Source organism: Halobacterium sp. MBLA0001 (genome assembly GCF_049705385.1).
In the GTDB taxonomy this organism is placed as follows: Archaea; Halobacteriota; Halobacteria; order Halobacteriales; family Halobacteriaceae; genus Halobacterium; species Halobacterium salinarum.
On sequence record NZ_JBNAMQ010000007.1, the window covers coordinates 1,916,806 to 1,940,669 of the forward strand.

21 protein-coding genes and 1 tRNA gene are annotated in these 23,864 nt (G+C 68.6%); 10 read left to right on the forward strand and 12 right to left on the reverse strand.

Features of this window, described 5'->3' with window-relative positions:
- Window positions 1–2: 2 nt before the first annotated feature.
- Entirely contained in the window at window positions 3–1,379 is a 1,377-nt protein-coding gene (locus tag ACOZ32_RS11375; protein WP_010903110.1) for an aspartate aminotransferase family protein, read from the reverse strand.
- Between the two features lie 132 nt (window positions 1,380–1,511).
- Window positions 1,512–2,843, reverse strand: coding sequence for an MgtC/SapB family protein (locus ACOZ32_RS11380; protein WP_205252772.1), 1,332 nt, complete (start codon window positions 2,841–2,843; stop codon window positions 1,512–1,514).
- Window positions 2,844–3,066: 223 nt separating this feature from the next.
- On the opposite strand from ACOZ32_RS11380, the gene ACOZ32_RS11385 reads away from it, so the two are divergent.
- The 5 genes from ACOZ32_RS11385 to ACOZ32_RS11405 all read left to right on the forward strand — a co-directional run bounded on the left by ACOZ32_RS11385 (window position 3,067) and on the right by ACOZ32_RS11405 (window position 10,605).
- The gene (locus ACOZ32_RS11385; RefSeq protein WP_424335225.1) at window positions 3,067–4,503 is read left to right on the forward strand and encodes a sodium-dependent transporter; all 1,437 of its coding nucleotides are present in this window, start codon (window positions 3,067–3,069) and stop codon (window positions 4,501–4,503) included.
- Window positions 4,504–4,577: 74 nt separating this feature from the next.
- Window positions 4,578–6,122, forward strand: coding sequence for an acyl-CoA carboxylase subunit beta (locus tag ACOZ32_RS11390; protein ID WP_345944595.1), 1,545 nt, complete (start codon window positions 4,578–4,580; stop codon window positions 6,120–6,122).
- Window positions 6,122–6,379 (forward strand): acc operon protein, encoded by a 258-nt coding sequence (locus ACOZ32_RS11395; RefSeq protein WP_205250845.1) that lies wholly within the window; start codon window positions 6,122–6,124, stop codon window positions 6,377–6,379. Before ACOZ32_RS11390 ends, ACOZ32_RS11395 begins: the two co-directional genes overlap by 1 nt.
- Before the next feature lie 110 nt (window positions 6,380–6,489).
- Window positions 6,490–8,322 (forward strand): acetyl-CoA carboxylase biotin carboxylase subunit, encoded by a 1,833-nt coding sequence (locus tag ACOZ32_RS11400; protein ID WP_424335226.1) that lies wholly within the window; start codon window positions 6,490–6,492, stop codon window positions 8,320–8,322.
- A gap of 138 nt (window positions 8,323–8,460) precedes the next feature.
- Window positions 8,461–10,605 (forward strand): hypothetical protein, encoded by a 2,145-nt coding sequence (locus ACOZ32_RS11405; protein WP_205250847.1) that lies wholly within the window; start codon window positions 8,461–8,463, stop codon window positions 10,603–10,605.
- A gap of 47 nt (window positions 10,606–10,652) precedes the next feature.
- Here the strand turns inward: ACOZ32_RS11405 and ACOZ32_RS11410 are convergent, their stop codons facing one another.
- Window positions 10,653–10,796 (reverse strand): DUF7503 family protein, encoded by a 144-nt coding sequence (locus tag ACOZ32_RS11410; RefSeq protein WP_422388115.1) that lies wholly within the window; start codon window positions 10,794–10,796, stop codon window positions 10,653–10,655.
- Window positions 10,797–10,962: 166 nt separating this feature from the next.
- Between ACOZ32_RS11410 and ACOZ32_RS11415 the strand changes: the two genes are divergently transcribed.
- Complete coding sequence (locus tag ACOZ32_RS11415) at window positions 10,963–11,910, forward strand: biotin--[acetyl-CoA-carboxylase] ligase (protein WP_205250848.1); 948 nt, start codon at window positions 10,963–10,965, stop codon at window positions 11,908–11,910.
- A gap of 6 nt (window positions 11,911–11,916) precedes the next feature.
- Here the strand turns inward: ACOZ32_RS11415 and ACOZ32_RS11420 are convergent, their stop codons facing one another.
- Window positions 11,917–12,360: a universal stress protein gene (locus ACOZ32_RS11420; protein ID WP_010903120.1), complete on the reverse strand. Its 444-nt coding sequence runs from the start codon at window positions 12,358–12,360 to the stop codon at window positions 11,917–11,919.
- Window positions 12,361–12,411: 51 nt separating this feature from the next.
- A complete protein-coding gene (locus ACOZ32_RS11425; protein WP_205250849.1) occupies window positions 12,412–13,641 on the reverse strand; it encodes an HD domain-containing protein in 1,230 nt (409 codons plus the stop codon).
- Between the two features lie 102 nt (window positions 13,642–13,743).
- On the opposite strand from ACOZ32_RS11425, the gene ACOZ32_RS11430 reads away from it, so the two are divergent.
- Window positions 13,744–14,571: a DUF7537 family lipoprotein gene (locus ACOZ32_RS11430; RefSeq protein ID WP_205250850.1), complete on the forward strand. Its 828-nt coding sequence runs from the start codon at window positions 13,744–13,746 to the stop codon at window positions 14,569–14,571.
- Window positions 14,572–14,605: 34 nt separating this feature from the next.
- On the opposite strand, the gene ACOZ32_RS11435 is transcribed toward ACOZ32_RS11430, so the two are convergent.
- The gene (locus tag ACOZ32_RS11435) at window positions 14,606–15,316 is read right to left on the reverse strand and encodes an SDR family oxidoreductase (RefSeq protein WP_010903123.1); all 711 of its coding nucleotides are present in this window, start codon (window positions 15,314–15,316) and stop codon (window positions 14,606–14,608) included.
- Window positions 15,317–15,433: 117 nt separating this feature from the next.
- Here ACOZ32_RS11435 and sucC point away from each other — a divergent pair, with 117 nt between their 5' ends.
- From sucC to ACOZ32_RS11450, 3 genes are read left to right on the forward strand one after another with little or no spacing between them, the layout of a single operon-like run.
- Window positions 15,434–16,582: an ADP-forming succinate--CoA ligase subunit beta gene (sucC, locus tag ACOZ32_RS11440; RefSeq protein WP_012289349.1), complete on the forward strand. Its 1,149-nt coding sequence runs from the start codon at window positions 15,434–15,436 to the stop codon at window positions 16,580–16,582.
- Window positions 16,579–17,448 carry a succinate--CoA ligase subunit alpha gene (gene sucD / locus ACOZ32_RS11445; protein ID WP_010903125.1) on the forward strand — a complete coding sequence of 290 codons (870 nt, stop codon included), beginning with the start codon at window positions 16,579–16,581 and terminating at the stop codon, window positions 17,446–17,448. The genes sucC and sucD overlap by 4 nt, the downstream gene beginning before the upstream one ends.
- A 54-nt stretch (window positions 17,449–17,502) precedes the next feature.
- Window positions 17,503–18,549: a DNA-methyltransferase gene (locus ACOZ32_RS11450; RefSeq protein WP_010903126.1), complete on the forward strand. Its 1,047-nt coding sequence runs from the start codon at window positions 17,503–17,505 to the stop codon at window positions 18,547–18,549.
- Window positions 18,550–18,558: 9 nt separating this feature from the next.
- On the opposite strand, the gene ACOZ32_RS11455 is transcribed toward ACOZ32_RS11450, so the two are convergent.
- From ACOZ32_RS11455 to ACOZ32_RS11480, 6 genes are all read right to left on the reverse strand, one after another.
- The gene (locus ACOZ32_RS11455; RefSeq protein WP_424335227.1) at window positions 18,559–20,937 is read right to left on the reverse strand and encodes a chloride channel protein; all 2,379 of its coding nucleotides are present in this window, start codon (window positions 20,935–20,937) and stop codon (window positions 18,559–18,561) included.
- 136 nt (window positions 20,938–21,073) lie between these two features.
- A tRNA-Val gene (locus ACOZ32_RS11460) sits at window positions 21,074–21,148 on the reverse strand.
- Window positions 21,149–21,369: 221 nt separating this feature from the next.
- A complete protein-coding gene (locus ACOZ32_RS11465; protein ID WP_205250854.1) occupies window positions 21,370–21,912 on the reverse strand; it encodes a cob(I)yrinic acid a,c-diamide adenosyltransferase in 543 nt (180 codons plus the stop codon).
- Window positions 21,909–22,148: a glutaredoxin family protein gene (locus ACOZ32_RS11470; protein WP_010903129.1), complete on the reverse strand. Its 240-nt coding sequence runs from the start codon at window positions 22,146–22,148 to the stop codon at window positions 21,909–21,911. The genes ACOZ32_RS11465 and ACOZ32_RS11470 overlap by 4 nt, the downstream gene beginning before the upstream one ends.
- A 51-nt stretch (window positions 22,149–22,199) precedes the next feature.
- Window positions 22,200–22,910 (reverse strand): DUF547 domain-containing protein, encoded by a 711-nt coding sequence (locus tag ACOZ32_RS11475; protein WP_229373349.1) that lies wholly within the window; start codon window positions 22,908–22,910, stop codon window positions 22,200–22,202.
- Window positions 22,911–23,003: 93 nt separating this feature from the next.
- Window positions 23,004–23,816 carry a MarR family transcriptional regulator gene (locus ACOZ32_RS11480; protein ID WP_010903130.1) on the reverse strand — a complete coding sequence of 271 codons (813 nt, stop codon included), beginning with the start codon at window positions 23,814–23,816 and terminating at the stop codon, window positions 23,004–23,006.
- Window positions 23,817–23,864: the final 48 nt, after the last annotated feature.

The following is a 23,864-nucleotide window of genomic DNA, read 5'->3' on the forward strand; positions in this document are numbered from 1 at the left end:
CGTTACGCAGTGGGTTCGCCTTCGACCTTCGAGGTGCCGGCGTGGCGAACGTCGGGGTCGTCGAGCGCCTCCAGGAGGATGTCGACCGCGATGTCGATCTCGCGCTCGGTGACGTCGAGCGGCGGCAGTAGTCGCACCGTCTTGTGGCCACAGCCCAACACGAGGAGGCCACGCTTGACGCAGGCGTTCACGACCGCTTCACGGCGCTTCTTGGTGTCGAACTCGACGGCCAGCATCAGGCCGCGGCCGCGCACGTCCGTGACGAAGTCGGGATCGGCGTCGTGGAGCCGGTCGGTGGTCTGCTCGCCGCGGGCCACGACGTGATCGAGGAGGCCGTCGCTGGTGATGGCGTCGATGGTCGCAACGCCCTGCGCGGCGGCGACGATGTCCCCGGCGCCCCACGTCGAGGAGAGGCGGCCGGTCTCGCTGGGGAAGAGGTCCTCGTTGGCGACCGTTGCGCCGACGCGCAGCCCCTTCGCGGAGGTGATGACATCCGGTTCGATCTCGGTGTGGTCGATCCCCCAGAGTTCACCGGTGCGGCCCAGTCCCGCCTGGATCTCGTCGCTGATGACGGGGATGTCGTGGGTCCGCTGGATGTCGGCGATGTCGGCGATGAAGTCGTCGTTGGGGACCCGGTAGCCGCCCTCGCCCTGCTGGGGTTCCATGATGAGGTACGCCACCTCTTCGGGGTCGATGACGCCGCGGTCGTGGTGGAGCTTGTCCGCGGCCACGTTTCCGCCGGGGCCGTTGGTCTTCCAGCCACACGAGCACTCGCCCTCGCAGGTGCAGTACGGCACCGAGACGACGCCCCCGATCTCGGGGAAGCCCTTCCGGTGGATGGCTTTCGATCGGTTCAGCGACAGCGCACCGAGCGTGCGCCCGTGGAACGCGCCGTCGAACGTGAGCGCGCGGTGGCCGCCGTTGTTGTAACAGATCTTGATGGCGTTCTCGACGGCTTCAGCGCCCGTGTTCGAGAGGAACACCGTGTCCAGATCGTAGTGTGCGGTGATGTCGGTGAGCCGGTCGAGCAGCTGTGTCGCGGTCGGGATCTCGGGCGACTCGGGATCGGTGCCGCCGCCAGCGTAGAAGTCCTGGCCCGCCATCTTGAGGGGGTCGACGAGGTCGAACGACTCCAGGCGGTCCATGATCTTGGGGTTGTTGTAGCCGAACGGCGCGGCGGCAACGTGGCTGGTGAAGTCCATGAGAACGTTGCCGTCGACGTCCGTGCAGAACGGCCCGATGGCGTCCTCGGTGATGTCCCACACGAAGTCGTAGACGTACGTGGAGGGGGCGGCGTGATTGTGGTGGAAGTTCACCCATTCCGCGGCCTTCTCGCCGGGCATGCTCCGGACGTCAGGCTCGGCTGTTTCACGGTCCATGCACACAGTTGGCACCGCCCCAAATAAAAGTCGTTCGTTCCAGCCACGCCGACATGTCCCACGTGCACCGGACGCGTATCTCACGGCCAGACACTCCCCGGGAACGGCGTCGGACGCCGTGATTGGTCGTCGTTAGGCTGCCAGCACGACCGCAGCGCCGCCACCGACGACCAATAGCCCGGCGCTGTACGCGACGACGCGGGCCGCGAACGTCCGGTTAGCGCTGGTCGCCGACAGCCCCGCTTTCACGCCGATGGAGCTGGCGGTCGCCAACAACACCGCGATCGCCGCTGTGTCGGCGTCGACGGCGTTGGTGCGGTAGAGCACGACCGCCGACGTGGTCGCGCCGGCGCTGGACACGAGCCCGGAGACGACCGCGGTGACGAGCAGCCCGGCGGACCCGAACTGGGTCTCCGCGAGCCCGCCGGCCACGACCACGACGAGGAACATCGCGCCGAACCCGAGGGCGTTCCGCATCGAGAACGGCGTGTCGAGATCCATGGACACCGACTGCGACCAGTCGGCGGTCACGGCCGCGATGGCGATGCTGCCGGTGACGATGACCGCCAGCGGCAGCGTCCCCGTGACGAGGACGCCGGCCGACGCGGTGAACACCACGACGATGAGGAGGTTGCGAAGCGCCATCGCCGCGTTCGCCAACAGCACCCCCGCGACGGCGTACCGTGTCGCGTCGGCGTGCGCGTCCACGTGATCGAGCAGTGTGCCGACGACCGCCGTCGAGGACGCCAACCCACCGAAGAAGCCGGTGACAGCGATCCCGCGGCCGCCGTACGCCTGCACGACGACGTAGTTCACGATGCCGATGGCCGCCACGAACACCACCATCGACCAGACCACGCGAGGCTCGATCTCGACCACCCACCCGCCCCGTCCCACGGTCATCGCGCCGGTGGGCAACACCGGATACACGACGAACGCCAGGATCGCGAACTCCGTGGTTGAGCGGAGTTCTTCCCGGGACAACCCCCACGCGAAGCCGTGGAGTTCGCGTTTGAACACCAGCAGGATCGAACTCGTGACTGCGACGACGGTGGCCGGCAGGACCGCGCCCAGCGCCGCCAGCACGCCGATGCCGTACGCGACGAGCATGCTCACGGCCGTCGTGAGGTGTAGCGTGCCCTCCGACGACCGCAGCCCGGAGACCATCAACACACCAGTGAGCACGATCACGAACACCGCGCCGACGCTGCCCAGGACCGGCGGGCACGCGCCTCCGGCCGCCGCGCAGCGCTCGGTGTCGACCATCGTGAAGATGGCACCCAGCACGCTCACGAGCGCGAACGTCCGGATGCCGGCGGCCTTCTGGGCCCACTCGCGTTCCAGCCCCAGGAACAACCCCAGTGCCACCGCAACCGCGATGCGGACGATCCGGCTGTCGAGTGGCGCTGCCACTAGTGCGTCGACGGTCACGGTCACCACCAGGACGTTCGCCGGTGTGCACATAAACACTGGGTCGAGATCACCCCACGGCCCTGGCGGTCAGTCGCGGGGGATCGACACAACCCACTACGTCAGCCGCCCAGCGGCCCGTTCTCGCTTGTCGATGTCGTTTCGGGCCGAGGCGTCTCCCCCGCTCGACGCTGTAAATAATAACTCGTTGTATGGTACCAAACTCCGTCGCAGCCGTGTCGCTTTTGTACCGTGTCCTGATACGGCGTGGTACAACATGGCAGAACGTGAGACATGGGCATCCAGACTGGGATTCATTCTGGCCGCCGTTGGGAGCGCAGTCGGCCTGGGGAACCTCTGGCGGTTCCCGTGGATGACGAGCGAAAACGGCGGCGCGGCGTTCCTCCTGGTGTATCTCGGCGTTGTACTGTGTGTTGGCGTGCCCGGCCTGCTGGCGGAGTTCGTGATCGGGCGGCGGAGCCGTCGAAGCCCCGTCGGCGCGTTCTCCTCGCTGTCGGACTCCACGCTGTGGCGGGTGTTCGGACACCTCTCGGTCGTCATCGCGGTCGTGTTGCTCTCCTTTTACAGCGTTGTCGGCGGGTGGATCCTGCGGTACTTCGGGGCCAGCCTGACCGGCGCGTACTTCTCGAACCCCGGCCAGTACTTCGCCACGGTGAGCTACGGGCTTGACGCCGTTGGCTTCCATCTGTTGTTCCTCGCGATCACCGGGCTCATCGTAGTCCGCGGGATCAAACGCGGGATCGAGAACGCAACCAAGCTCATGATGCCGGCTGTGGTGGTGCTTTTGATCGTGCTCGCCGCCTGGGCGAGCACGCTCGACGGCGCGGGTGCCGGTCTCGCGTTCTACCTGTCGCCGGACGTCGAACTGCTTGAAGCCGACCTGCTTGGGATCCTGCCTGCCGCCGCCGGCCAGGCGCTGTTCACGCTCTCGCTTGGCTCCGGAACGATGATCACCTACGCGTCGTACCTCGACGAGGAGCGGTCGCTGGCCGCCGACGGCGCGGCGATCGCCGTTCTCAACACCTGCATCGGTGTGCTCGCTGGACTCGTGGTGTTCCCGCTGTTGTTCGCGCTCGTCGGCGACGCCGGCACTGGCGGTCCCGGCGCGCTGTTCGTTGGCCTCGCCAACGCGTTCGTTGCGGTCCCCTACGGGCGGGCCGTCGGCGCGGTGTTTTTCGCGGTCGTCTCCCTGGCCGCCATCTCCTCGTCGATCTCGATGCTCGAACTCCCGGTGTCGTTCCTGGTCGACGAGTACGGCGTCTCACGCCGCCGCGCGACCGCGCTGTTCGTGGGCGTGTTCACCGTCACTGGGAGCGCAACCGCGCTCTCGCCCGGGCTCTTTGACTTCGTCGCGGGCACCCTGGTGGACCTCCTGATGACCGCCGGCCTCATCGGGTTCCTGCTGTTCACCGGGTGGGTCGTCGGGCAGAACGCCGTCACCGAGTACGAGCTCGGCGCGGGCGCTGTCGCGTCCGCGTTGTCGACGCCGTGGCTGTACGCGGTCGGCGTGGTGATCCCGGTGTTCCTGATTTTCACGCTCGTCTCCGGGATCGCCGCCGCGCTCGGCGTCTCGATCACGGCCGTCGAGCTGTGGGGAGTCACCATCAGCCAACCGCGACTGTTCGCGGGACTGAGCGTCGTCATCGCGGTGGTGTCGTTTCTGGGGCTGCGGCGGCCGGCGTCCGTCGCCTGACAGCGCCGTCCTGGGCTGTCGCCGTCTCGGAATCCTTTTGCCGCCGGTTGCGGAACCCTCCTAATCAAATGACGATGGAAGAGCGCATCGAGGACTTGCGCGAGCAGACCGAGCGCGCACTCCTCGGCGGCGGAGAGGCTCGCATCGAGTCCCAACACGAGAAGGGGAAGCTGACGGCTCGCGAGCGCATCGACTACTTCCTCGACGACGGCACGTTCAACGAGTTGGATCAGCTGCGCACGCACCGCTCCACGAACTTCGACATGGACGAAACGAAGCTCCCCGGCGACGGCGTCGTCACCGGCTACGGCGACGTCAACGGCCGCACGACGTTCGTGTTCGCCCACGACTTCACCGTCTTCGGGGGGAGCCTCGGTGAGGTGTTCGCGGAGAAAGTGACGAAAGTGATGGATCGCGCGATGGAGGTCGGCGCGCCCGTCGTGGGGCTCAACGACTCGGCGGGCGCACGCATCCAGGAGGGCGTCGACGCGCTGGGCGGGTTCGCGGAGATTTTCACCCGCAACGAGAAGGCCAGCGGCGTCGTCCCCCAGATCTCGGCGATCATGGGGCCGTGTGCGGGCGGTGCCGTCTACTCGCCGGCGATCACGGATTTCACCGTCATGGTGAAGGACACGAGCCACATGTTCATCACCGGGCCGGACGTCATCGAGACGGTGACCGGCGAGCAGGTCGGCTTCGAGGAGCTCGGCGGCGCGACCACCCACGCCGCCGAATCGGGGGTCGCACATTTCGCCTGCGACAGCGAGGAGGCGGCCCTGGACAACATCAAGCGCCTGCTCTCGTATCTCCCCCAGAACAACGTCGAGGACCCGCCACGGGTCGAGCCCTACGACGACCCCGAGCGCCGCGACGACGCCCTCGAAACCATCGTCCCGGACGAGCCACGGAAGCCCTACGACATGACCGACGTCGTCGACAGCGTCGTCGACGAGCAGTCGTTTTTCGAGGTGCAGGCGGACTACGCGAAGAACATCGTCGTCGGGTTCGCGCGACTCGACGGCCGGTCGGTCGGCATCGTCGCGAACCAGCCCCGCGTGAACGCCGGCACCCTCGACATCGACGCCTCCGAGAAGGCCAGCCGGTTCGTGCGGTTCTGTGACTCGTTCAACGTCCCGATCCTGACGCTCGTGGACGTGCCCGGGTTCCTGCCGGGCACCGACCAGGAGCACGGCGGCATCATCCGGCACGGCGCGAAGCTCCTGTACGCGTTCAGCGAGGCGAGCGTGCCCCTGATGACGGTCATCACGCGGAAGGCCTACGGCGGCGCCTACGACGTGATGGCGAGCAAGCACATCGGCGCGGACGTCAACTACGCGTGGCCGACCGCCGAGATCGCCGTGATGGGGCCGAAGGGCGCGGTGAACGTCCTCTACAGTGATGAACTCGAAGCGGCCGACGACACCGCGGCGCGCCGCCAAGAGCTCATCGACGAGTACCGCGAGGAGTTCGCCAACCCATACACGGCCGCCGACCGCGGCTACCTCGACGCCGTCATCGAGCCGACCGAGACCCGACCGCGGCTCATCGACGACCTCGACATGTTGGCGAGCAAGCGCGAGGAGACGCCGGACAAGAAACACGGCAACATCCCGCTGTGATGCCCGCCGAGATGGACCTGACGATCCCCGAGGACGCCAGCGAGGAGGAGGCGGCCGCCATCGCTGCGGCCGTCCAGAGCCACCTGGCCGCGATGGCGGCGGCCGCGGCGGCCACCGACGACAACGAGGCGACGTGGCCCGGTGAGAAATGGCGGTTCGCCGGCCGCATCGAACAACAGGGCGGGCGCTCGGTGCGCGTGCCCGACGGTGCGCCCACCGACGCGTGGAGCGCGGCGGGGCGTCGCGACCGGTTTTAGGCCGTCGCTCCGGGCGAGGCGGCGGCCCAAGCGGGTGTTCTGTGCGCGGGCTGGCGGCCGATCCAGAACCGAAGCTATGAGTAGGCCGTCTCTGAAACGAACGATCAAGAATGTTCGAGAAGGTACTCGTTGCCAACCGCGGCGAGATCGCGGTGCGTGTGATGCGGGCGTGTGACGACCTCGGGGTCGACACGGTCGCTGTGTACAGCGATGCCGACGCGCACGCCGGACACGTGCGGTACGCCGACGAGGCGTACAACGTCGGGCCGGCGCGCGCGGCGGACTCCTATCTCGACCACGACGCCATCATCGACGCGGCCACGCGGGCCGGGGCCGACGCCATCCACCCCGGCTACGGCTTCCTCGCCGAGAACGCCGAGTTCGCGGGCAAAGTCGAGGACACCGACGGCGTCACGTGGGTCGGCCCGTCCGCGGACTCGATGCGCCAGCTCGGCGAGAAGACCAGCGCCCGGAAGACGATGCGGGAGGCCGACGTGCCCATCGTTCCCGGCACCACCGACCCCGTGGAGTCCGTCGCCGACATCCACGAGTTCGGCGAGGAACACGGCTACCCCATCGCTATCAAGGCCGAGGGCGGTGGTGGCGGCCGCGGCATGAAGATCGTGCGCAGCGCCGACGAGGCCGAAGACCAACTGGAGTCGGCGGAGCGTGAGGGTGAGGCGTACTTCGACAACGCGAACGTCTATCTGGAGCGCTACTTGGAGAACCCCCGCCACATCGAGGTCCAGATCCTTGCGGACCACCACGGGAACGTCCGGCACCTCGGCGAGCGGGACTGTTCGCTGCAGCGCCGCCACCAGAAAGTCATCGAAGAAGGCCCGAGCCCCGCGCTCACGGACGAGCTTCGCGAGGAGATCGGGACGGCGGCCCGGCGTGGAGCCGACGCCGCGGGCTACTACAACGCAGGCACCTTCGAGTTCCTCGTCGAGGAAGACACCGAACGGGAGCCCGGTGAGCTCCTCGGGCCGGAGACGGAGTTCTACTTCCTCGAAGTGAACACCCGGATTCAGGTCGAGCATACGGTCACGGAGGCGCTCACGGGCGTCGACATTGTGAAGTGGCAGCTCAAGATCGCATCCGACGACGAGCTCACCTTCGAGCAGGACGACGTGGCACTGGACGGCCACGCCGTCGAGTACCGCATCAACGCGGAGAACGCGGCCGACGACTTCGCGCCCGCCACGGGCGGCGAGTTGGAGACCTACGACCCGCCGGGCGGCATCGGCGTGCGCGTCGACGACGGCCTCCGGCAGGGCGACGATCTCGTCACCGACTACGACTCGATGGTCGCGAAGCTCATCGTGCACGGCAGCGACCGCGAGGAGTGTCTGGCGCGGTCCCGGCGCGCGCTCGCCGAGTACGACATCGAGGGCATCCCGACGATCATCCCGTTCCATCGGCTGATGCTGACGGACGACGCGTTCGTCGGGGGCACGCACACGACGAAGTATCTCGACCGCGACATCGAGGAGTCGCGGATCAGTGACGCCCAGGCGGAGTGGGGGACGACGACGGCCTCCGAGAGCAGTGCCGATGAGAACGTGGTGGAGCGGGATTTCACGGTGGAAGTCAACGGCAAGCGCTTCGAGGTCAACCTGGAGGAGCGCGGCGCGGCGCAGTTCGCGGCCCCCGAAGCGGACACCGGCGGCGGCGGGCCGCCGGAGCCCGCGGGCGGAGCCGACGACGGCGAGACGGTCGTTGAGGGCGACGGCGAGACGGTCACGGCGGAGATGCAGGGGACGATCCTGGACGTGGCCGTGTCCGAGGGCGATGCGGTCGACGCAGGAGACGTGCTGGTTGTGCTGGAAGCGATGAAAATGGAGAACGACGTCGTGGCGTCCCACGGTGGCACGGTCACGCAGGTCGCCGTCAGCGAGGACGACAGCGTCGACATGGACGACGTGCTGGTGGTCATCGACTAGACGGGCGGTTCCGCGACCGGAGTCATTATGTCGCCTGGCTGTCTGCTACTCCCACACGACCCGACCGACGACACCGCCGGCTGACGCCGCGCTCCGTGGCGGCGGCAGTCGAACCGTGCGGTGTCACGTGGCCGCACCATGAACCCAGCATTCACGCCGACCACGAGCCCGACCGGGCTGCGTGTTCACGACCGGATCGAGAACGCCCAGTTCGAACTGTACACCGAGTCCCGGGTGGCCCCAACGCCTGTCGCTACCGGCTCGGGGCATGGACTGTCTCGGCAGCCGGATGCGGAGGCGTGGCACACCAGCAGTGATGCTGGGTTCGCGTTGCCCGTCGATAGCGCGGTTGCCTTCGACACGACGCGGATCACGCTGCCGGCACTGGTGGACGTGTTCGTGTGGCAGCCAGACCGGACGCTCGTCGGGAAAACCACCAACCAGGAGTCGGCGATGTACCCCGAGCAGGGAGCGTACGCCCTGGATGTCGACATCGGGTCGATGAAGCTCCAACTGGCTGTAACGGACCCCTTCGAGATCCACCGCACCGACGACTCGACGGTCATCAGCTTCGACGCCACGGCCACCGTGCGCCTGGGCGCGCGGTCGCTGCATACGGCCCCCGAGGCCACGATCACCATCACCGACGACGTGCGGGACGGCATGCGCGCGGTCTCACTGTTCGGATCCGCGCTGAAAACCACCACACCGGAGCGGTCGTTCCCGACGCTACGGGGCCATCCACCGCTCGTGGAGCGCGGTGACGCCTTCGACGCGCCCGCCACCCTCGACGCTCCGGACACCGGGATCGCCATCGAGATCCCGCCCGACTGGGGTGACCTGTACCGGGTGAGCACGCTCGCGTACTATCTCGGGGCGACGGTGCAGCCGGGCGCACAGCGCGCGCTCGTGCTCGACGGCGTCCGGTATCCGTTCCCGTCCGCCAGTGGGTTCGGCGACGCGGTGCAGACTCTGCTGGAGCACGTGTTCTTGCTGGATTGTGTCGTCCGGACGGAGGGGCTGTACTCGGTGTCGATGCACGAACGCACCGCGATCGAGCCGACCCTCGGCATCGACCTGTCGGCGGCCTACGACGCGCCGCCCGCCGAACGGCTGGCGGCATACCTGGGTGTGCCGTTCGCGGTCACCGAGCCACACGGTCCGCAGTGGCCGGTCACCGCGGACATTGCCCCGGACCCCGGACGCATCGCCGCGCTGCCGTTCGTCGTGGATGACCTCGCCAACGTCCGGGTCCACGACGCACAACCGGACACGACATCCGACGCCGGGCACGGAGCCGAGGCTGTGAGTTCGTTCCTTCGGAGCAGGTCACAGCCTGACCGCGACCAGCCACGCGTGGCGGCCGACGCGGACGATGTCGTGGTACCGCCGGATACGGAGTCCATCGAGCACGTGTGGCTCGCCGACGGGGTGCCAGTGGGTGCCAACAAGGCCACCGCTGCGGACTACCAGGCGCGCCTGGCGTGCGATGCGCCCGCCAGCGATCCGATCCGGGTCGTGGTCGTCTGCAACGACCCGTCGATGGACGCCGAGGACTGCGTCAGCGCCGTCTACGGGATGCGGGATTTCTTCGAGTTCGACATCTCGGTGCGCCACGAGCTGTCCACGAGCGAACTCGCCACGGTGTTGGAGTCGACGGTCGACTTCCTCCACTACATCGGGCACACGGACGCCACCGGCTTCCAGTGTGTGGACGGGCGACTCGACGCCCGGGACCTGGACACGACCGGCGTCCGCGCGTTCCTGCTGAACTCCTGTCAGTCGCACGCGCAGGGTCGCGCGCTGGTTGATCGCGGGAGCCAGGGCGGCATCGTCACCGTGTCGGACATCGACAACGACGCCGCCGTGCGGGTCGGGCACGCGATCGCGCGACTGCTGAACGACGGGTTCTCGCTGCTGTCGGGGCTGTCGATCGCTCGCAACGTGACGGCGTTCGGGAACCAGTACGTCACGGTCGGTGATGGGTCCGCACAGGTGGTGCAGAGCCGGAGTGGCCTGTTGCTGCTCGCTAAGCTGGCAGCAACCGATGCCGGCTACGAGGTGTCTCTGGTTGGCTATCCGACTACGAACACGCCGCTGGGATCGCTCGTCACGCCGTACATTCCCGGGAACGACACGTCGTATCTGAACGCTGGTCACATCGGGACGTTCAACGTTGCTGCTGAAGATCTTCGCTCGTTTTTCGACCATGGGGTCTTTCCAGTCCTCTACGACGGAACACTGACATGGAGTGACAAACTGACCATCGAAGAAACCGGCTGAAGCGTCTTCTTTAGCGAGACAGCGGATTCAGTACGCTTTCTACTCAGCTACGGTCCCTGGATAATCCCGGCAGGGTGCTTCGCCGCCGCCGTCCCTGTTGTCGAGAGGAACAGCAGCATCGTGAACAGCGCGCCGATCATTCGTGGGTTATCCGACAGGTACTGTGTGAACTTGGAGTCCGTCATCGACATCTGTATCAACAGTTCGCTGAAAATTAAATTTATCTGAACATAACAGATATAAATAAACTGGAAAAATATATAGTTGAGTTATTGTGGCGGATCAGGGCAGTCCGCTCCGGTGCGGTGTGGCGTTCAACCAGTCGGGTTTAACAGGACACGCCGGATACCACCGGCAATGAGCGACACCCGACGCGCCGTCCTCGACGCGTTGGCCGACGGCCCCACACCCGGGCCGGCGCTGGCCGACAAACTCGGCGTCTCCCGGGCCGCCGTCTGGAAGCACGTCGACGCACTCCGCGACGCCGGCTTCACCATCGACAGCGGCCACGACGGGTACACGCTGGCCGGAGTGCCCGACTACGGCGGGCTCGCGGTCAGCGTCGACTTGGACGCCCCGTTCACGATCGAACACCACGACAGCCTGCCCAGCACGAACGACCGCGCCCGCGAGCGTGCGGCCGACGGCGCGCGCGACACGGTCGTGCTCGCAACCCGGCAGACGAGTGGCCGCGGTCGCCGGGACCGATCCTGGGAGTCGCCCGCAGGCGGCGTCTGGGCGAGTCTCGTGCTCGGCCCGGACCTGCCGCCGGCGCGCGTGCCCCTGCTCACGTTCGCCGCCGCAGTGGCGGTCACCGACGCCGCCCGGGAGGCCGGCGTTGACGCCGCGATCAAGTGGCCCAACGACGTGGTCGTGCCCGGCGAACCCGCCGCGCGCGGCAACCGAAAGCTCGCGGGCATCCTCACCGAGATGGAGGGCGAAGCCAGCCGCGTGTCCTGGGTGGTCGTGGGCTTGGGCGTGAACGTCAACGTCGACCCGGCGGCGCTCGCGCCCGGCGCGACGAGCGTGCGCGCGCTGGCCGGCGAGACGGACCGACGGGTGTTCGTGCAGCGCGTCCTCGAACGGTTCGACGCCCTGCGTGGCCGCCCGGAGGCGGCGCTGGCGGCGTGGCGCGAGCGCGCAGCAACGCTCGGCGAACACGTGCGCATCACCCAGGACGACGACAACACGATCACCGGTCGCGCCGTCGATGTCACGGCTCACGGCGCGCTCGTGGTTGCCACTGGTGGCGAGTCGACAACCGTCGTGCATGCCGGCGACTGCCAGCACGTGCGGCCCGCCTGACGGGCGTTACTCGTCCCCGCCGCTGACGGTGAGCACCGGCACCGACGACGATCGCACCACCTTCTCGGTGACGCTGCCCAGCAACAGCCGGTCGATCCCACCGCGGCCATGGGTCCCCATCACGATCAGGTCACAGCCGGCGTTGTCGGCGTAGGTCACGATCTCCATGGCGGGGTTGCCGTCCCGGAGTTCGCGCTCGGTGGCGACACCACGGTCGTTTGCGGCCGCGGTCACGGTATCGAGCGCGCTCGTTCCCTCACTGCTCAGCATCGCGGACACGCTCTCCCAGGAGGAGTCCATGGGCAGCCCCGCGTAGCTCGCAGTGTCCACGACGTACAACGCGTGAACCGTCGCGTCGTGCTCGACGGCGAGATCGACGGCGTGCGCGACGGCGTCCTGTGACGCGTTCGACCCGTCCGTCGGTACGAGGATGCGCTCGTAGCGTCCCATCGTGTCGTGCTTCTCACGGTGCTGTGTTAAGTGTACAGGGCGGTCGGGTGGTCACTCCGAGAACCCCGGCGGTGAGTCGTCGGGCGCGTTCACCTCGGTGACGAGCCCGTCGTCGGGGTCCAGCCCGAGCACGCGCTCCGTGGCCCGCCCGACCGCGTCGGTGTGCGCTCGCGGCGTGTAGACGCCGAGTCGCCACTGCTCGCGCTGGGCGGTCTGAAGCGCGGTCACGAGCGTTGATTGCTCGTGGAGCCGCCGCACCTCGCCGTTGACCAGCACACCCGTCGAGGACTCCGGCATCGAGGGCTCGCTGGGCGCATCAACGATGACATCGCGCTCGGGGACGCCGGCGTCGGCGGCGATGGCGCGCTCGAACCCCCGCACGGTGTCGTGGTCCGCGCCGACGAGGTCGTCGTCGACGTCCCCGAGTTCCGCCCACACCGCGCGCTTGTAGAGGTCGCGCTCGAACAGCCGGGCGGCGACCCGGCTGGTGGCGTCGTGGGCGCGGAGCGCGGCCACGAGGTCGTGGTCGTCCATGCGGCGCAGCGCCGGCGCGGTCACGTCCGTGGTGGCGAGCAGCGTTTCGGCCGCGCGCCGCAGCATCGACTTCGAAATGCGGGCGACGTGGTGGCTGTACACGGTCGGGTTCATGAGCGCGCGCGCCAACAGCAGGCTTTCGGCGGATTGCACGTTGCCCGCGCCGAGCACGAGATCGCCGTCGATGAACGTCAGCCCACGGATGAGTCGTCCGTGGTCGATGGTGCCGTAGGGGACGCCGGTGTGGTGGGCGTCCCGCACCAGGTAGTCCATGCGGTCGACGTCGAGCTCGCCGGCGACCAGTTGGGCCAGTGGCTCGCCGTCGCCGGCCACGAGGGCGGCGATCTCCGCGGGCTGGATGTCGTGGTCGGCCAGCACCGACGCCACCTGGCCGGACGCCACGAGGTCGTGGACGTCGTCGTGGCGGTTGCCGGTGTGGCGCTCGATCACGTCCTCGACGTTGTGGCTGAACGGCCCGTGGCCGATGTCGTGGAGGATGGCGGCGGCGCGAACGCGGGTGGCGCGCTGGCCCGTGATCCCGAGGTGGTCGAGCGCGCGGTCGGCGAGGTGGTAGACGCCCAGGGAGTGCTCGAAGCGGGTGTGGTTGGCTGACGGGTAGACGAGGCTGACGGTGCCCAGCTGTGCGACGTTGCGCAGGCGCTGGAGCGGGGGCGTGTCGAGCAGCGCAGCGACCACGCCGGTGACTTCGATGTGGTCGTGGACGCTGTCCTTGATCGTGGTGGTCATTGGAGGCTGTTGGCGGGGTTTTCGTATAACTCGTGTGACCGAGCGCGCGCCGGACGCGGTGTCGTCCACAGGGGTTTTCACCGTGACACGCGAACCACCGGTATGCGACGGCAACTTGCTGCCCTGTTGGTTGTGGCGCTTGTCGCGGTCGCCGGATGCGCCGGCGGCTCCGCCCCTGCGACAGACGACGGCGCATCGAGCGGCGACCAGATCTATCAGACGCCCCTTGACACGGGGACCGTCGTGGACGCCCACGCCAGCGCGCTCACTGACGCGGGCTCGTACACGATGGAGTCGACGGTCGCACAGTCGCTGGCAAACAGCACGCAGCGCGCCGAGACCACCGGCGTGGTCCGTGGGAACGCCGCCTCGGGTGCGCTGTTCCTGCGGACGCAGTCGCCGCGGGGCCAGACGGTCGCCGTGTACACCGACGGCAACGGCACCGCCTACGAGCGGCGCGCCGCCGGCAACCGGTCACAGGTCCGGGACGCGTCCGGGAGAGCGCCGACCGCCGATCAGTACGCCAGCAGCATCGTGCGGCCGTTCATCGACCTGTTCAACTTCACGTACACGGGCACCACCACTGAGAACGGCGACACGGTCGCGGTCTACGAGGCCGACGGCGTGGCGGACCTGAATACGTCCTCACGGGCGTTCGCGAACCGCGACCCCGAGTCGGTCGAGGCGGCGGCCGCGACGCTGCACATCCGTGACGACGGCGTGGTGACCTCGCTGCAGTCGAACACCACGTTCGCACAGCAGAACCGCTCGCAGACGACGGCTGTCAACTACACCTTCAGCGACATCGGGTCGACGGAAGTCACCCAGCCCGACTGGGCCAGTGACGCCGCCACGACCGCGACCAGCCAGCCGTCGACGACGACACCCACGACCGCGAACGCGACCACCACCGCGAACGCGTCGGCGTAACGCGCGGTCGAACTCCGTTCGTTCTGCTGTCCGGTTAGGCGTCGCCGTAGACTGGGACCGCAGCCCCGTTCGTGGGCGGCGTCGCGTCCGAACACAGCGAGAGCACGACGCGAGCGATGGCATCGGGGTCGACCCAGGAGTCGTGGTCGGCGTCGGGCAGCATCTCGCGGTTCGCGGGCGTGTCGATGACCGACGGCATGACGGCGTTGGCGCGCACCGCGCCGTGGTTCTCGGCGGCGATGGTTTCGGTGAGCAGGCGGACGCCGGCCTTCGCGGCCCGGTAGGGACCGTCGCCCTGGCCGCCCTCCAGGGAGGCCCGCGCGGAGACGGAGACGATGGTGCCACCGCTGTCCTGGAGGTGTGGGATCGCGTGCGCGCTCGCGAGAAACATCGTCTTCAGGTTCACGTCCAGGACCGTCTCGAACGCCGACACCGGCGTTTCGTGGATCGGGTCGCCGCCCTGCCACATCCCGGCGACGTTGCAGAGCGCGTCGAGGCCGCCGTGGTCGGCGACCGTGCTTGAGACGACGTGGGCGGCCTGCGTGTCCTCCGTGAGATCGCCCTGGTAGAACGACGCGAACGTGGGGGTCGGCACGGCGTCGTCGCTCTCCGCGGGGGCCACCACGTCGGTGCCACAGACGGTTGCGCCGGCGTCGGCGAACGCCCGGCAGACGGCGCTCCCGAGCGCGCCGACCGCGCCGGTCACGAGCACAACGTCGCCATCGCACTCGAAGTTGGCATGCATACACACCACATGGATGGCGCGCGTTGTAAACGTATGCACCCCGTGTCGAAGCGGCAGCACGCGCCGGATTCGGAGACCGATGGGGTTTATGCTGAGCGAGGTTCGCGTTCAGACTGCATGAAGCTTCACGAGTACCAGGCGAAGGAGGTCTTCGCCGATGCGGGCATTCCGACCCCGGAGTCGGCGCTCGCAACGTCCGTCGACGAGGCCGTCGAGGTCGCAGACGCCCTCGACTACCCCGTCGCGGTGAAGGCCCAGGTACACGTCGGTGGCCGCGGAAAGGCCGGCGGCATCAAACTCGCGGAGAACACGGCCGAGGCTCGCGAGGCCGCCGAGTCGATTCTCGGCATGGACCTCAAAGGCTACACGGTTGATCGCGTTCTCGTCGAGGAGGCCGTCGACTTCACCAACGAGTTGTACGTCGGCGTGACCATGGACCGCAGCGAGGGCGCGCCGGTCGTGATGGTCTCCGAGCGCGGCGGCGTCGACATCGAATCCGTCGCCGAGGAAGCCCCCGAGGACATCGTGCGCGAGCACGTCGATCCCTCGTTCGGTCTGCAGGCCTATCAGGCCCGCAACGCCGTCTACGACGCGGGCATCGAGCAGGACGTCGCCGGGGACGTCGCGAAGATCGTGCAGGGCGTCTACGATCTGTGGGCGGACAGCGACGCCACGGAGGTCGAGATCAATCCCGTGATGGTGACCAGCGAGCGCGACGTTGTCGCCGCCGACGCCGTGATGAAACTCGACGAGGACGCGTTGTTCCGCCAGCCGGCGTTCGCCGACATGGAAGAGGACGCCGCCGAGGACGACCTCGAAGCCAAGGCCAACGAGTACGGCTTCGACTACGTCCGCCTGGACGGCAACACGGGCATCATCGGCAACGGGGCCGGGCTCGTGATGACGACGCTTGACCTCGTGGACTACTACGGCGGGCAGCCCGCGAACTTCCTGGACATCGGCGGCGGCGCGAAAGCCGACCGCGTCGCCAACGCCTTGGACATGGTGTTCAGCGACGAGAACGTCGACAGCGTCGTGTTCAACATTTTCGGCGGCATCACTCGCGGCGACGAGGTCGCGAAGGGCATCAACAGCGCGCTCGAACAGTTCGACGAGATCCCGACGCCGGTCGTCGTCCGGCTCGCGGGCACGAACGCCGCTGAAGGCCGCGAGATCCTCAACGACGACCTCGTGACCGTCGAAGAAACGCTTGAGGGCGCTGTCCAGCGCGCCGTCGAGTACGCCGACGAGGAGGACATCCAATGAGCATTCTAGTCGATGACGACACCCGCGTCGTGGTGCAGGGCATCACGGGCGGGGAGGGGAAGTTCCACGCCGAACAGATGATCGAGTACGGCACCAACGTCGTCGCGGGCGCGGTGCCCGGGAAGGGCGGCCAGGAGGTCGCCGGCGTCCCCGTCTACGACACCGTCAATCAGGCCGTCGTGGCCGAGAACGCGGACGCCTCGGTGGTCCTCGTGCCGCCGGCGTTCGCTGCGGACGCGGTCTTCGAGGCGCTCGATACGCCCCTCGATCTCGTGGTCGCGATCACCGAGGGCATTCCGAGCCAGGACATGGCGAAAGTGTACAAGCGCCTCTCGGAAGTCGACACCCGCCTGCTCGGGCCGAACTGTCCGGGCATCATCACGCCGGGCGAGGCGAAACTCGGCATCCTGCCGGGCAACATCTTCGAGGCGGGCAACGTCGGCCTCGTCTCCCGGTCGGGCACGCTCACCTACCAGGTCGTGGATTCGCTGACCGCGCGCGGCGTCGGCCAGACGACCGCCATCGGCATCGGCGGCGACCCGATCATCGGGACGGACTTCATCGACGCCCTCGAACTGTTCGAGGCCGATCCGGAGACGGAGGCGGTCGTGATGTGCGGCGAGATCGGCGGCGAGGACGAGGAGGCAGCGGCCGCGTACATCGACGAGCACATGGACACGCCGGTCGCCGGGTTCATCGCCGGCCGCACCGCACCGCCGGGCAAGCGCATGGGCCACGCCGGCGCGATCGTCTCCGGCAGCGGCACCGGCACCGCGGACTCCAAGATCAGCGCGCTCAACGACGCGGGCGTTCCCGTCGGCGACACCCCCGAGGAGGTCGCCGACGACATCGAGGAGCTGCTGTAGCGTCCGCGCGCCCCGTCGAAACTGGTTTGTAGCCGGGTCTAGTCGCGTGACGTGATGGATGAGACCACGCACCGTGTCGCGGTCGGGGATGCGCGCGACCTGCCACTGGCCGCCGACGCCGTGGACCTCGTCGTGACGTCGCCGCCGTACCCGATGATCGAGATGTGGGACGCCGTGTTCACCGATCTCGACCCCGAAATCGGCGCGGCCCTGGACGCCGGTGCGGGCGAGCGCGCCCACGACCGCATGCACGCGGTGCTGGCCGACGCGTGGCGGGAAGTCAAGCGCGTGCTTCGTCCCGGTGGGATCGCCGTGGTGAACGTCGGGGACGCCACGCGGTCGGTCGACCGGTTCCGCGTCTACGACAACCACGCCCGCGTCACGAACGCGTTCGCGGATCTGGGGTTCGACCCGCTGCCGGGCGTGCTGTGGCGCAAGCCCACGAACTCCGCGGCGAAGTTCATGGGGTCGGGGATGGTGCCGCCAAACGCCTACGTGACCCTGGAACACGAGCACCTGCTGGTGTTCCGGAACGGCGAGCGCCGCGGGTTCGAGCCGGGCGCGGACCGCCGCTACGAGGCGGCGTACTTCTGGGAGGAGCGCAACGACTGGTTTTCCGACGTGTGGACCGACCTCAACGGGGCCCGCCAAGACCTCGCCGAGCCGGGGCTGCGGGAGCGCTCGGCGGCGTTCCCGTTCGCGTTGCCGTACCGCCTCATCAACATGTACTCGGTGTACGGCGACACCGTCCTGGATCCGTTCTGGGGGACGGGCACGACCAGCGTCGCGGCCGCCGTGGCCGGGCGCAACTCCGTGGGCGTCGACGCCGACCCGGAGGTGGTGGCTGCGTTCGCCGACCGCATCACCGCCACCCCCGAGCTGTCGCGTGCGGTCGCTGCCGACCGCCTGGCTGCCCACCGGGCGTTCGTCGCCGAGACGGACGACGACGCGCTGGGGTACGACGCCGTGAACTACGATGTTCCCGTGCGAACGAACCAGGAGCGGGACCTCCAGTTGTATACGGTTGCGGACGTCGAGGCGACCACGGCCGGCTGGCGGGCGACCCACGAGCCGTTCGTGCCCACCGACGACGAAGCGTAGGCGGTGGCGTCAAGCCCCCGCGTCCGGCAGCGCCCACTGTCGGTCGCCGACGTCGTCGATGGGGATGCGGTCGTAGGCCGCGAGCACGTCGGTTCGGGTGACGATCCCGACCAGCGAGCCGTCGGTGTCGACAATGGGGATGCGGCCGATGTCGACGCGCGCCATGCGGTCGACGAGCGTGAGGAGGTTGGTGTCCGGGGTGGCAGTAACGACGTTCGTGGTGCCGAGTTCCTCGACCGCCGTCGATGGGGATTGCCCGCCGTCGCGTGCACAGACCGCCACCGTCTCGGCGGTGTCTCCGGCGACAGTCATCAGCGGCTCCACGTCGGACCGCACGAGCATGCCCGCGACGGTGTCGTCGGCGTCGACGATGGGGAGGCCGCGGTGGGAGCGCTGCTGGAAGACCCGCAGCGCGTCCATGGCGGAGGTCCCCACGGTGACCGTGTCGACGTCCGTGGACATCACGTCCTTGGCGGCGAGGTCTTCGAGGCTGCCGATGCGGCGCTCCTGGACGGTGATGCCCTTGTCGCGCAGCGCCTCGGTGTAGATGGTGCCGTTGTCAAGCAGTCCTTGTGCGACCTCGCTGCCGATGACGGTCACCGCCAGCAGCGGCAGGATGATCGTGTACTGGCCGGTGAGTTCGAAGATGATGAGCGTCGCGGTGAGCGGCGCGCTGGCCGTGGCGGCGAACACGCCGGCGGTGCCGACGAGCGCGTACGCGCCGGCGCTGGCTGTGCCGGCGAACGCGGCGTTGACGAGCACGCCGAACGCGCCGCCGGCCATCGCGCCGACGTAGAGGGTCGGCGAGAACACGCCCCCGGAGTTCCCGCTGCCGATGGACAGCGAGAACCCCACGACTTTCAGCACCGCCAGCGCCACCAGCACCAGCAGCGTGAGGTCGCCGGCGATGCTGGAATGGATGGTGCCGTATCCGACCCCGAACAGCCAGGTCGCGCTCTGCAGCGGCGAGGCGTCGAGCAGCACAGCCGTGAGCAGGACCGACACCCCGAGAAGGGCACCGCCGATGGCCGGCGTGAGGTAGCCGGGCAGGTCCCAGCGGTCCTGAAAGAGGTGTTCGGAGGCGTACAGCAGCCGCACGACGGCAGCGCCGATGCCGGCGGCGACCACGCCGAGGCCGGCGTAGAGGGGGAACTCCAGGGAGGGCGTGACGATGTGGTAGGTGATCGGCACGAGGAACTCGCGGACGCCAGGCACGGCAGTGAACGCCAGCACCGACCGCGCGACGGCGGTCGCCGTGACCGCGCTCAGCACGACGGTGACGACGTTGGTGAGCGCGTACTCCGAGAGCAGGATTTCGAGCGCGAACATCACACCCGCGAGTGGGGTGTTGAACGTGGCCGCGATGCCGCTGCCCGCGCCGGCGGCGACCAGCGTGCGCGTGTACCGGGAGTGGACGAACGCCCCGAAGTACGATCCCGCGGCGCTCCCGATCTGCACGATCGGGCCTTCCCGGCCGAGGGACGCCCCGCTGGCGATCGCGATGCTCGACGAGACGGTCTTGTACACGGCGATCTTGGGGTCGATCTGGCCGTTGTGGACCATCAGCGATTCGAGCACTTCGGGGACGCCGTGGCCGCGAATCGCGGTGGTGGTGCGGCGGATCACCAGGCCAACGATCAGCCCGCCGACCGCCGGCACGAGCGCGTACCGGAGCGGGCCCAGGGGGGCCAGCGCGCCGAACAGGTTCGGCACGTGGATCGGGGCGAAGCTGACCGCGCCCGGGTTCAGCGTCGCGCCGAAGAACACCGCCTGGGCGGCGAAGATGGTGATGCGGAAGACAACCGCGCCGAGGCCGGCGACGATGCCGACGAGGATCGCGGCGGTGTTGAGCCGGACGCCGTCCCGCGAGAGGAAAAACCGGATGCTGCTGGTGGCCGACCGGTGCCACCGTTTGAGGGTGTCACCGGCGGCGGCGCCGGCGGCCGACACGCGTGGTCCGTGCGTGCGCGCCCACCGGCATTTCCCGGGGCGGCCTCGGAACTGCGCGACGAAGTCCAGGGCGCTCACCGCGAACACCAGCACGCCGATGCACAGCGCCGCGTCGGTGAGCACGCCGGGCGTCGCGGCGTCGATGCGCACCGCGGACACGACCAGCCAGAGGCTGAGAATCCCGCCGGCGCGAACGAAATCCGGGTGTTCGAGGGTGTGGTGGGCGATCCGATGGAGGTTGTACGCACTGACGACCACGAGTCCGCCGCCGACGAGGATCGTGTCAAGTCGTTCGAGTGGTGGGCCGCCGAGCACCACGCCAACGATCGCCACTGCGAGGCCGAGCGCTGCGTTCACACTGTTCGTCCAGGCCCCGAGGCGGTCGATATCATCCGGAACCCAACTTCCCCACGACCGCAGCCGGCGGTGGCTCGTCATCCGACACTCACCATACCAGCTGGTTGTCACGTGACGCGTCTAAACCTGTCCGTTCGACCACGAACCATCGAAAAAGTGACGTTTTGCGCGGTGGCGGCGAACGCGTGGCTCCGCATCGAGTGTCGCAGCGAAGTAATGGGTCGGGGCGGAGTTGAACCGCCGACCTGCTCCGTGTGAAGGAGCCGTCATAACCGGACTAGACCACCGACCCGGACAGTAGTTCGTACCCGGAGGGCAGCATTAAGGCTTGCGTTCCCCGAGTGGTGGTGGCGGTGACCACCACAGGACTTTAGTATCTTTAGGTATACCTAAAACCTGTGTGGCGGGCGTCGCCGACAGCCCGTCCGCGTCTGTCCCAGCCGCAGAGACCGTCGGCACCTCGCCGTCCCTGGAGAGGGGCGTCGGCATCATCCTGCTGTTGTCCACACGCGATCAGTACGACGGCGATTCTTCGTGAACACCCGCCACGTCGTTGGCCAGCCGCGCGAACACGAACAGCGCGTCCGACAGCCGGTTCAGGTACGCCACCGCGGTGTCGTTGACCGCGTCGTCGGGCTCGTGGTCCTGGAGCGCGACCGCGCGGCGCTCGGCGCGCCGGCACACCGCCCGCGCCTGATGCAGCGCCGCGCCCGCCTCGCTGCCCCCGGGCAGGATGAACGACTCCAGGGGGTCCAGGCGCGCCTCGCAGTCGTCGATCCACTCCTCGACGTGGGTGACGTGTTCGGCGGTGATCTGTGGGTCGTCGGGCTCGGGCTCCGGGTTTGCGAAGTCCGCCTGCACGACGTGGAGGTGGTTCTGTGCCTCCCGGAGCCAGGCGTCGAGGTCGGCGATGTCCGTCGGGCGGATGGCACCGACCGCGGCGTTGAGTTCGTCCACGGTGCCGTAGGCTTCGATGCGCGGGCTGGCTTTCGAGACGCGGTCCATCGTCCGGAGGTCGGTGTCGCCGTCGTCGCCGCGCTTCGTGTAGATCTTCACGCCAGGGTCACCGCCGCGTAGGTCTGGATGCGCTGACTGTCGGCCATCACCACGCCGCGGTCGTCGTCCACGAGGACGGGAACGCTGCGCTGCCCGCTGGCGCGCTTGACCGCGTTGCGCGCCGAGTGGCGCGCGTCCACGTGGACGGTTTCGTGGTCGATGTCGTCCGCGGCCAGCGTGTCGATCACCGATTCGCAGTCCGGGCAGCCGTCCAACGCGTAGAGGGTGAGCGTCATGGCGGTGCTTCGGGCGGCGCGCCCAAATGTGTTCGTCCCGCGGCGGCGCGACTACTGGGGGTCGCTGCGGGCGGGAGCGGGGTCGTGGTCCGGGAGCGTGAGAGTCGGTGGCGTGACGTATCGGAGGCGCGGCGATGCGTCCGCCGGGATCACGTCGTGGGCCGCGAGCAGCGAGCGGATGCCGCTCGCGCCGCCGAAGTCGCCGCGGTACCACAGGCAGACACGGGGCGCGCGTGCGACCTGTGCGTCGGGGTTGTAGTCGGCGGCGTGATCGAGGTAGGTGTCGGTGAGCGCGTCGAGTTGCGCGTCGACGTTGGCGGCGGTGAACGTCACCGCAAGGCCGGGCGCGTGGCGGGCGATGCGCGTCGCGAAGTGGACGCGTTCGTCGAGCTCGTCGAGCCGGTAGCGGCGGGCGAACGGGCTGGGGAACGGATCCGGGAGGTAGCCCAGGCCGTGGCGCCAGCGGTCCGCGCGGAGGATGTCGTGGGTGATGTCGGCGGCGGTGCGGCGGGTGCCGGCGATCCGGCGGGCGTGCTGGCCGGTGGCGCGTGCGCGCTCGACGAGCGCGCCGTGGACGTTCAGCCAGAACGCGGTGGCGGCGGACTCGTCGTCGCCGAGCGTGTCCAGGATGGACTGGTCGAGGGCGGCAAGCGAGTCGAACAGCGCCGACGCCCCGGTGTCGTGGTGGGCGGTGTGGTAGAGGCGCTGAGCGGCGGCGACGAGGTCGTGGGCTGTCGTCGTGTCGGCGGTTGGTGCGAACACGGGAATCACGCCTCACCAGCCGCTATCGTGAGGTATGTTAACACACCTTGTCATAGTGTGCCACGATACAAACGTCTGTCGCCAGTCCGCCGGTCAGTCCAGGCCCGGGCCGACGACCTCGTAGCCGAGATTGCGCTCCCGCAGCGGGTCGGTGTGCTCGGAGAGGCGGTCGGCAGTCACCACCAGCAACACCGACAGTCCCCGGCTCGCTGCGGCGGGAACGGCGCTTGCCGTCCCGAACCGGATGTCCGGCTCGCTGCCGGCGTCCCGCACTGCAACGAGCGCCTCAACGCCGGCGGCCGCGACGATGTCGTGGGCCGCGAGCCGGGCGGTCACGGCGTCGTCCGGGAGCGCACCGCTGCCGCCGTCCTGGACGACCGGCGTCGACAGCACCGTCACCTCACCGGGCTCGTAGTCGAGCATCCCGTCGAACTCGGCGGTCCCCACGTCCTGGCCGGCCGCGGCACCGGTGACCGCGACCGCCGTTGCACTGCCATCAGCACCCGGGGTGGCGTGCATGACGCCGTCGTGCATCGACAGCGAGACGCGCTCGCCGTCGTCGATGTCGGCGTCAGCAACGGCGGTGTCGACGTCGACCTCTTCGAGGACGCTCTCGGAGACGTACTCCACGAACGTCCGCAGGTCGTCGGTCTGGGAGATGAGCCAGTCGACGCCCTCCTTGGTGACTTCGTATCGCCCGCGTCCGTGCTTGCGCGCGTGCCCCTCCTCGACGAGGTCGCCGAGGTAATCGCTGACCGCCTGGGCCGTGACCCCGATCTCGTCCGCGATCTCCTGCTGGCTGACCGCCGGCTGTCGCTCGGCGATCTCCACGAGGATCTGGTACCGCGTGGCGTTGCGCTTGCTCCGGAGCACGCCCAAGTCCCCGTTCGCCCGTGATTCGACCATTACTGCAAGTTCAGACGACCCCAATTCAAGTAGTTTTGTGTAACCGCC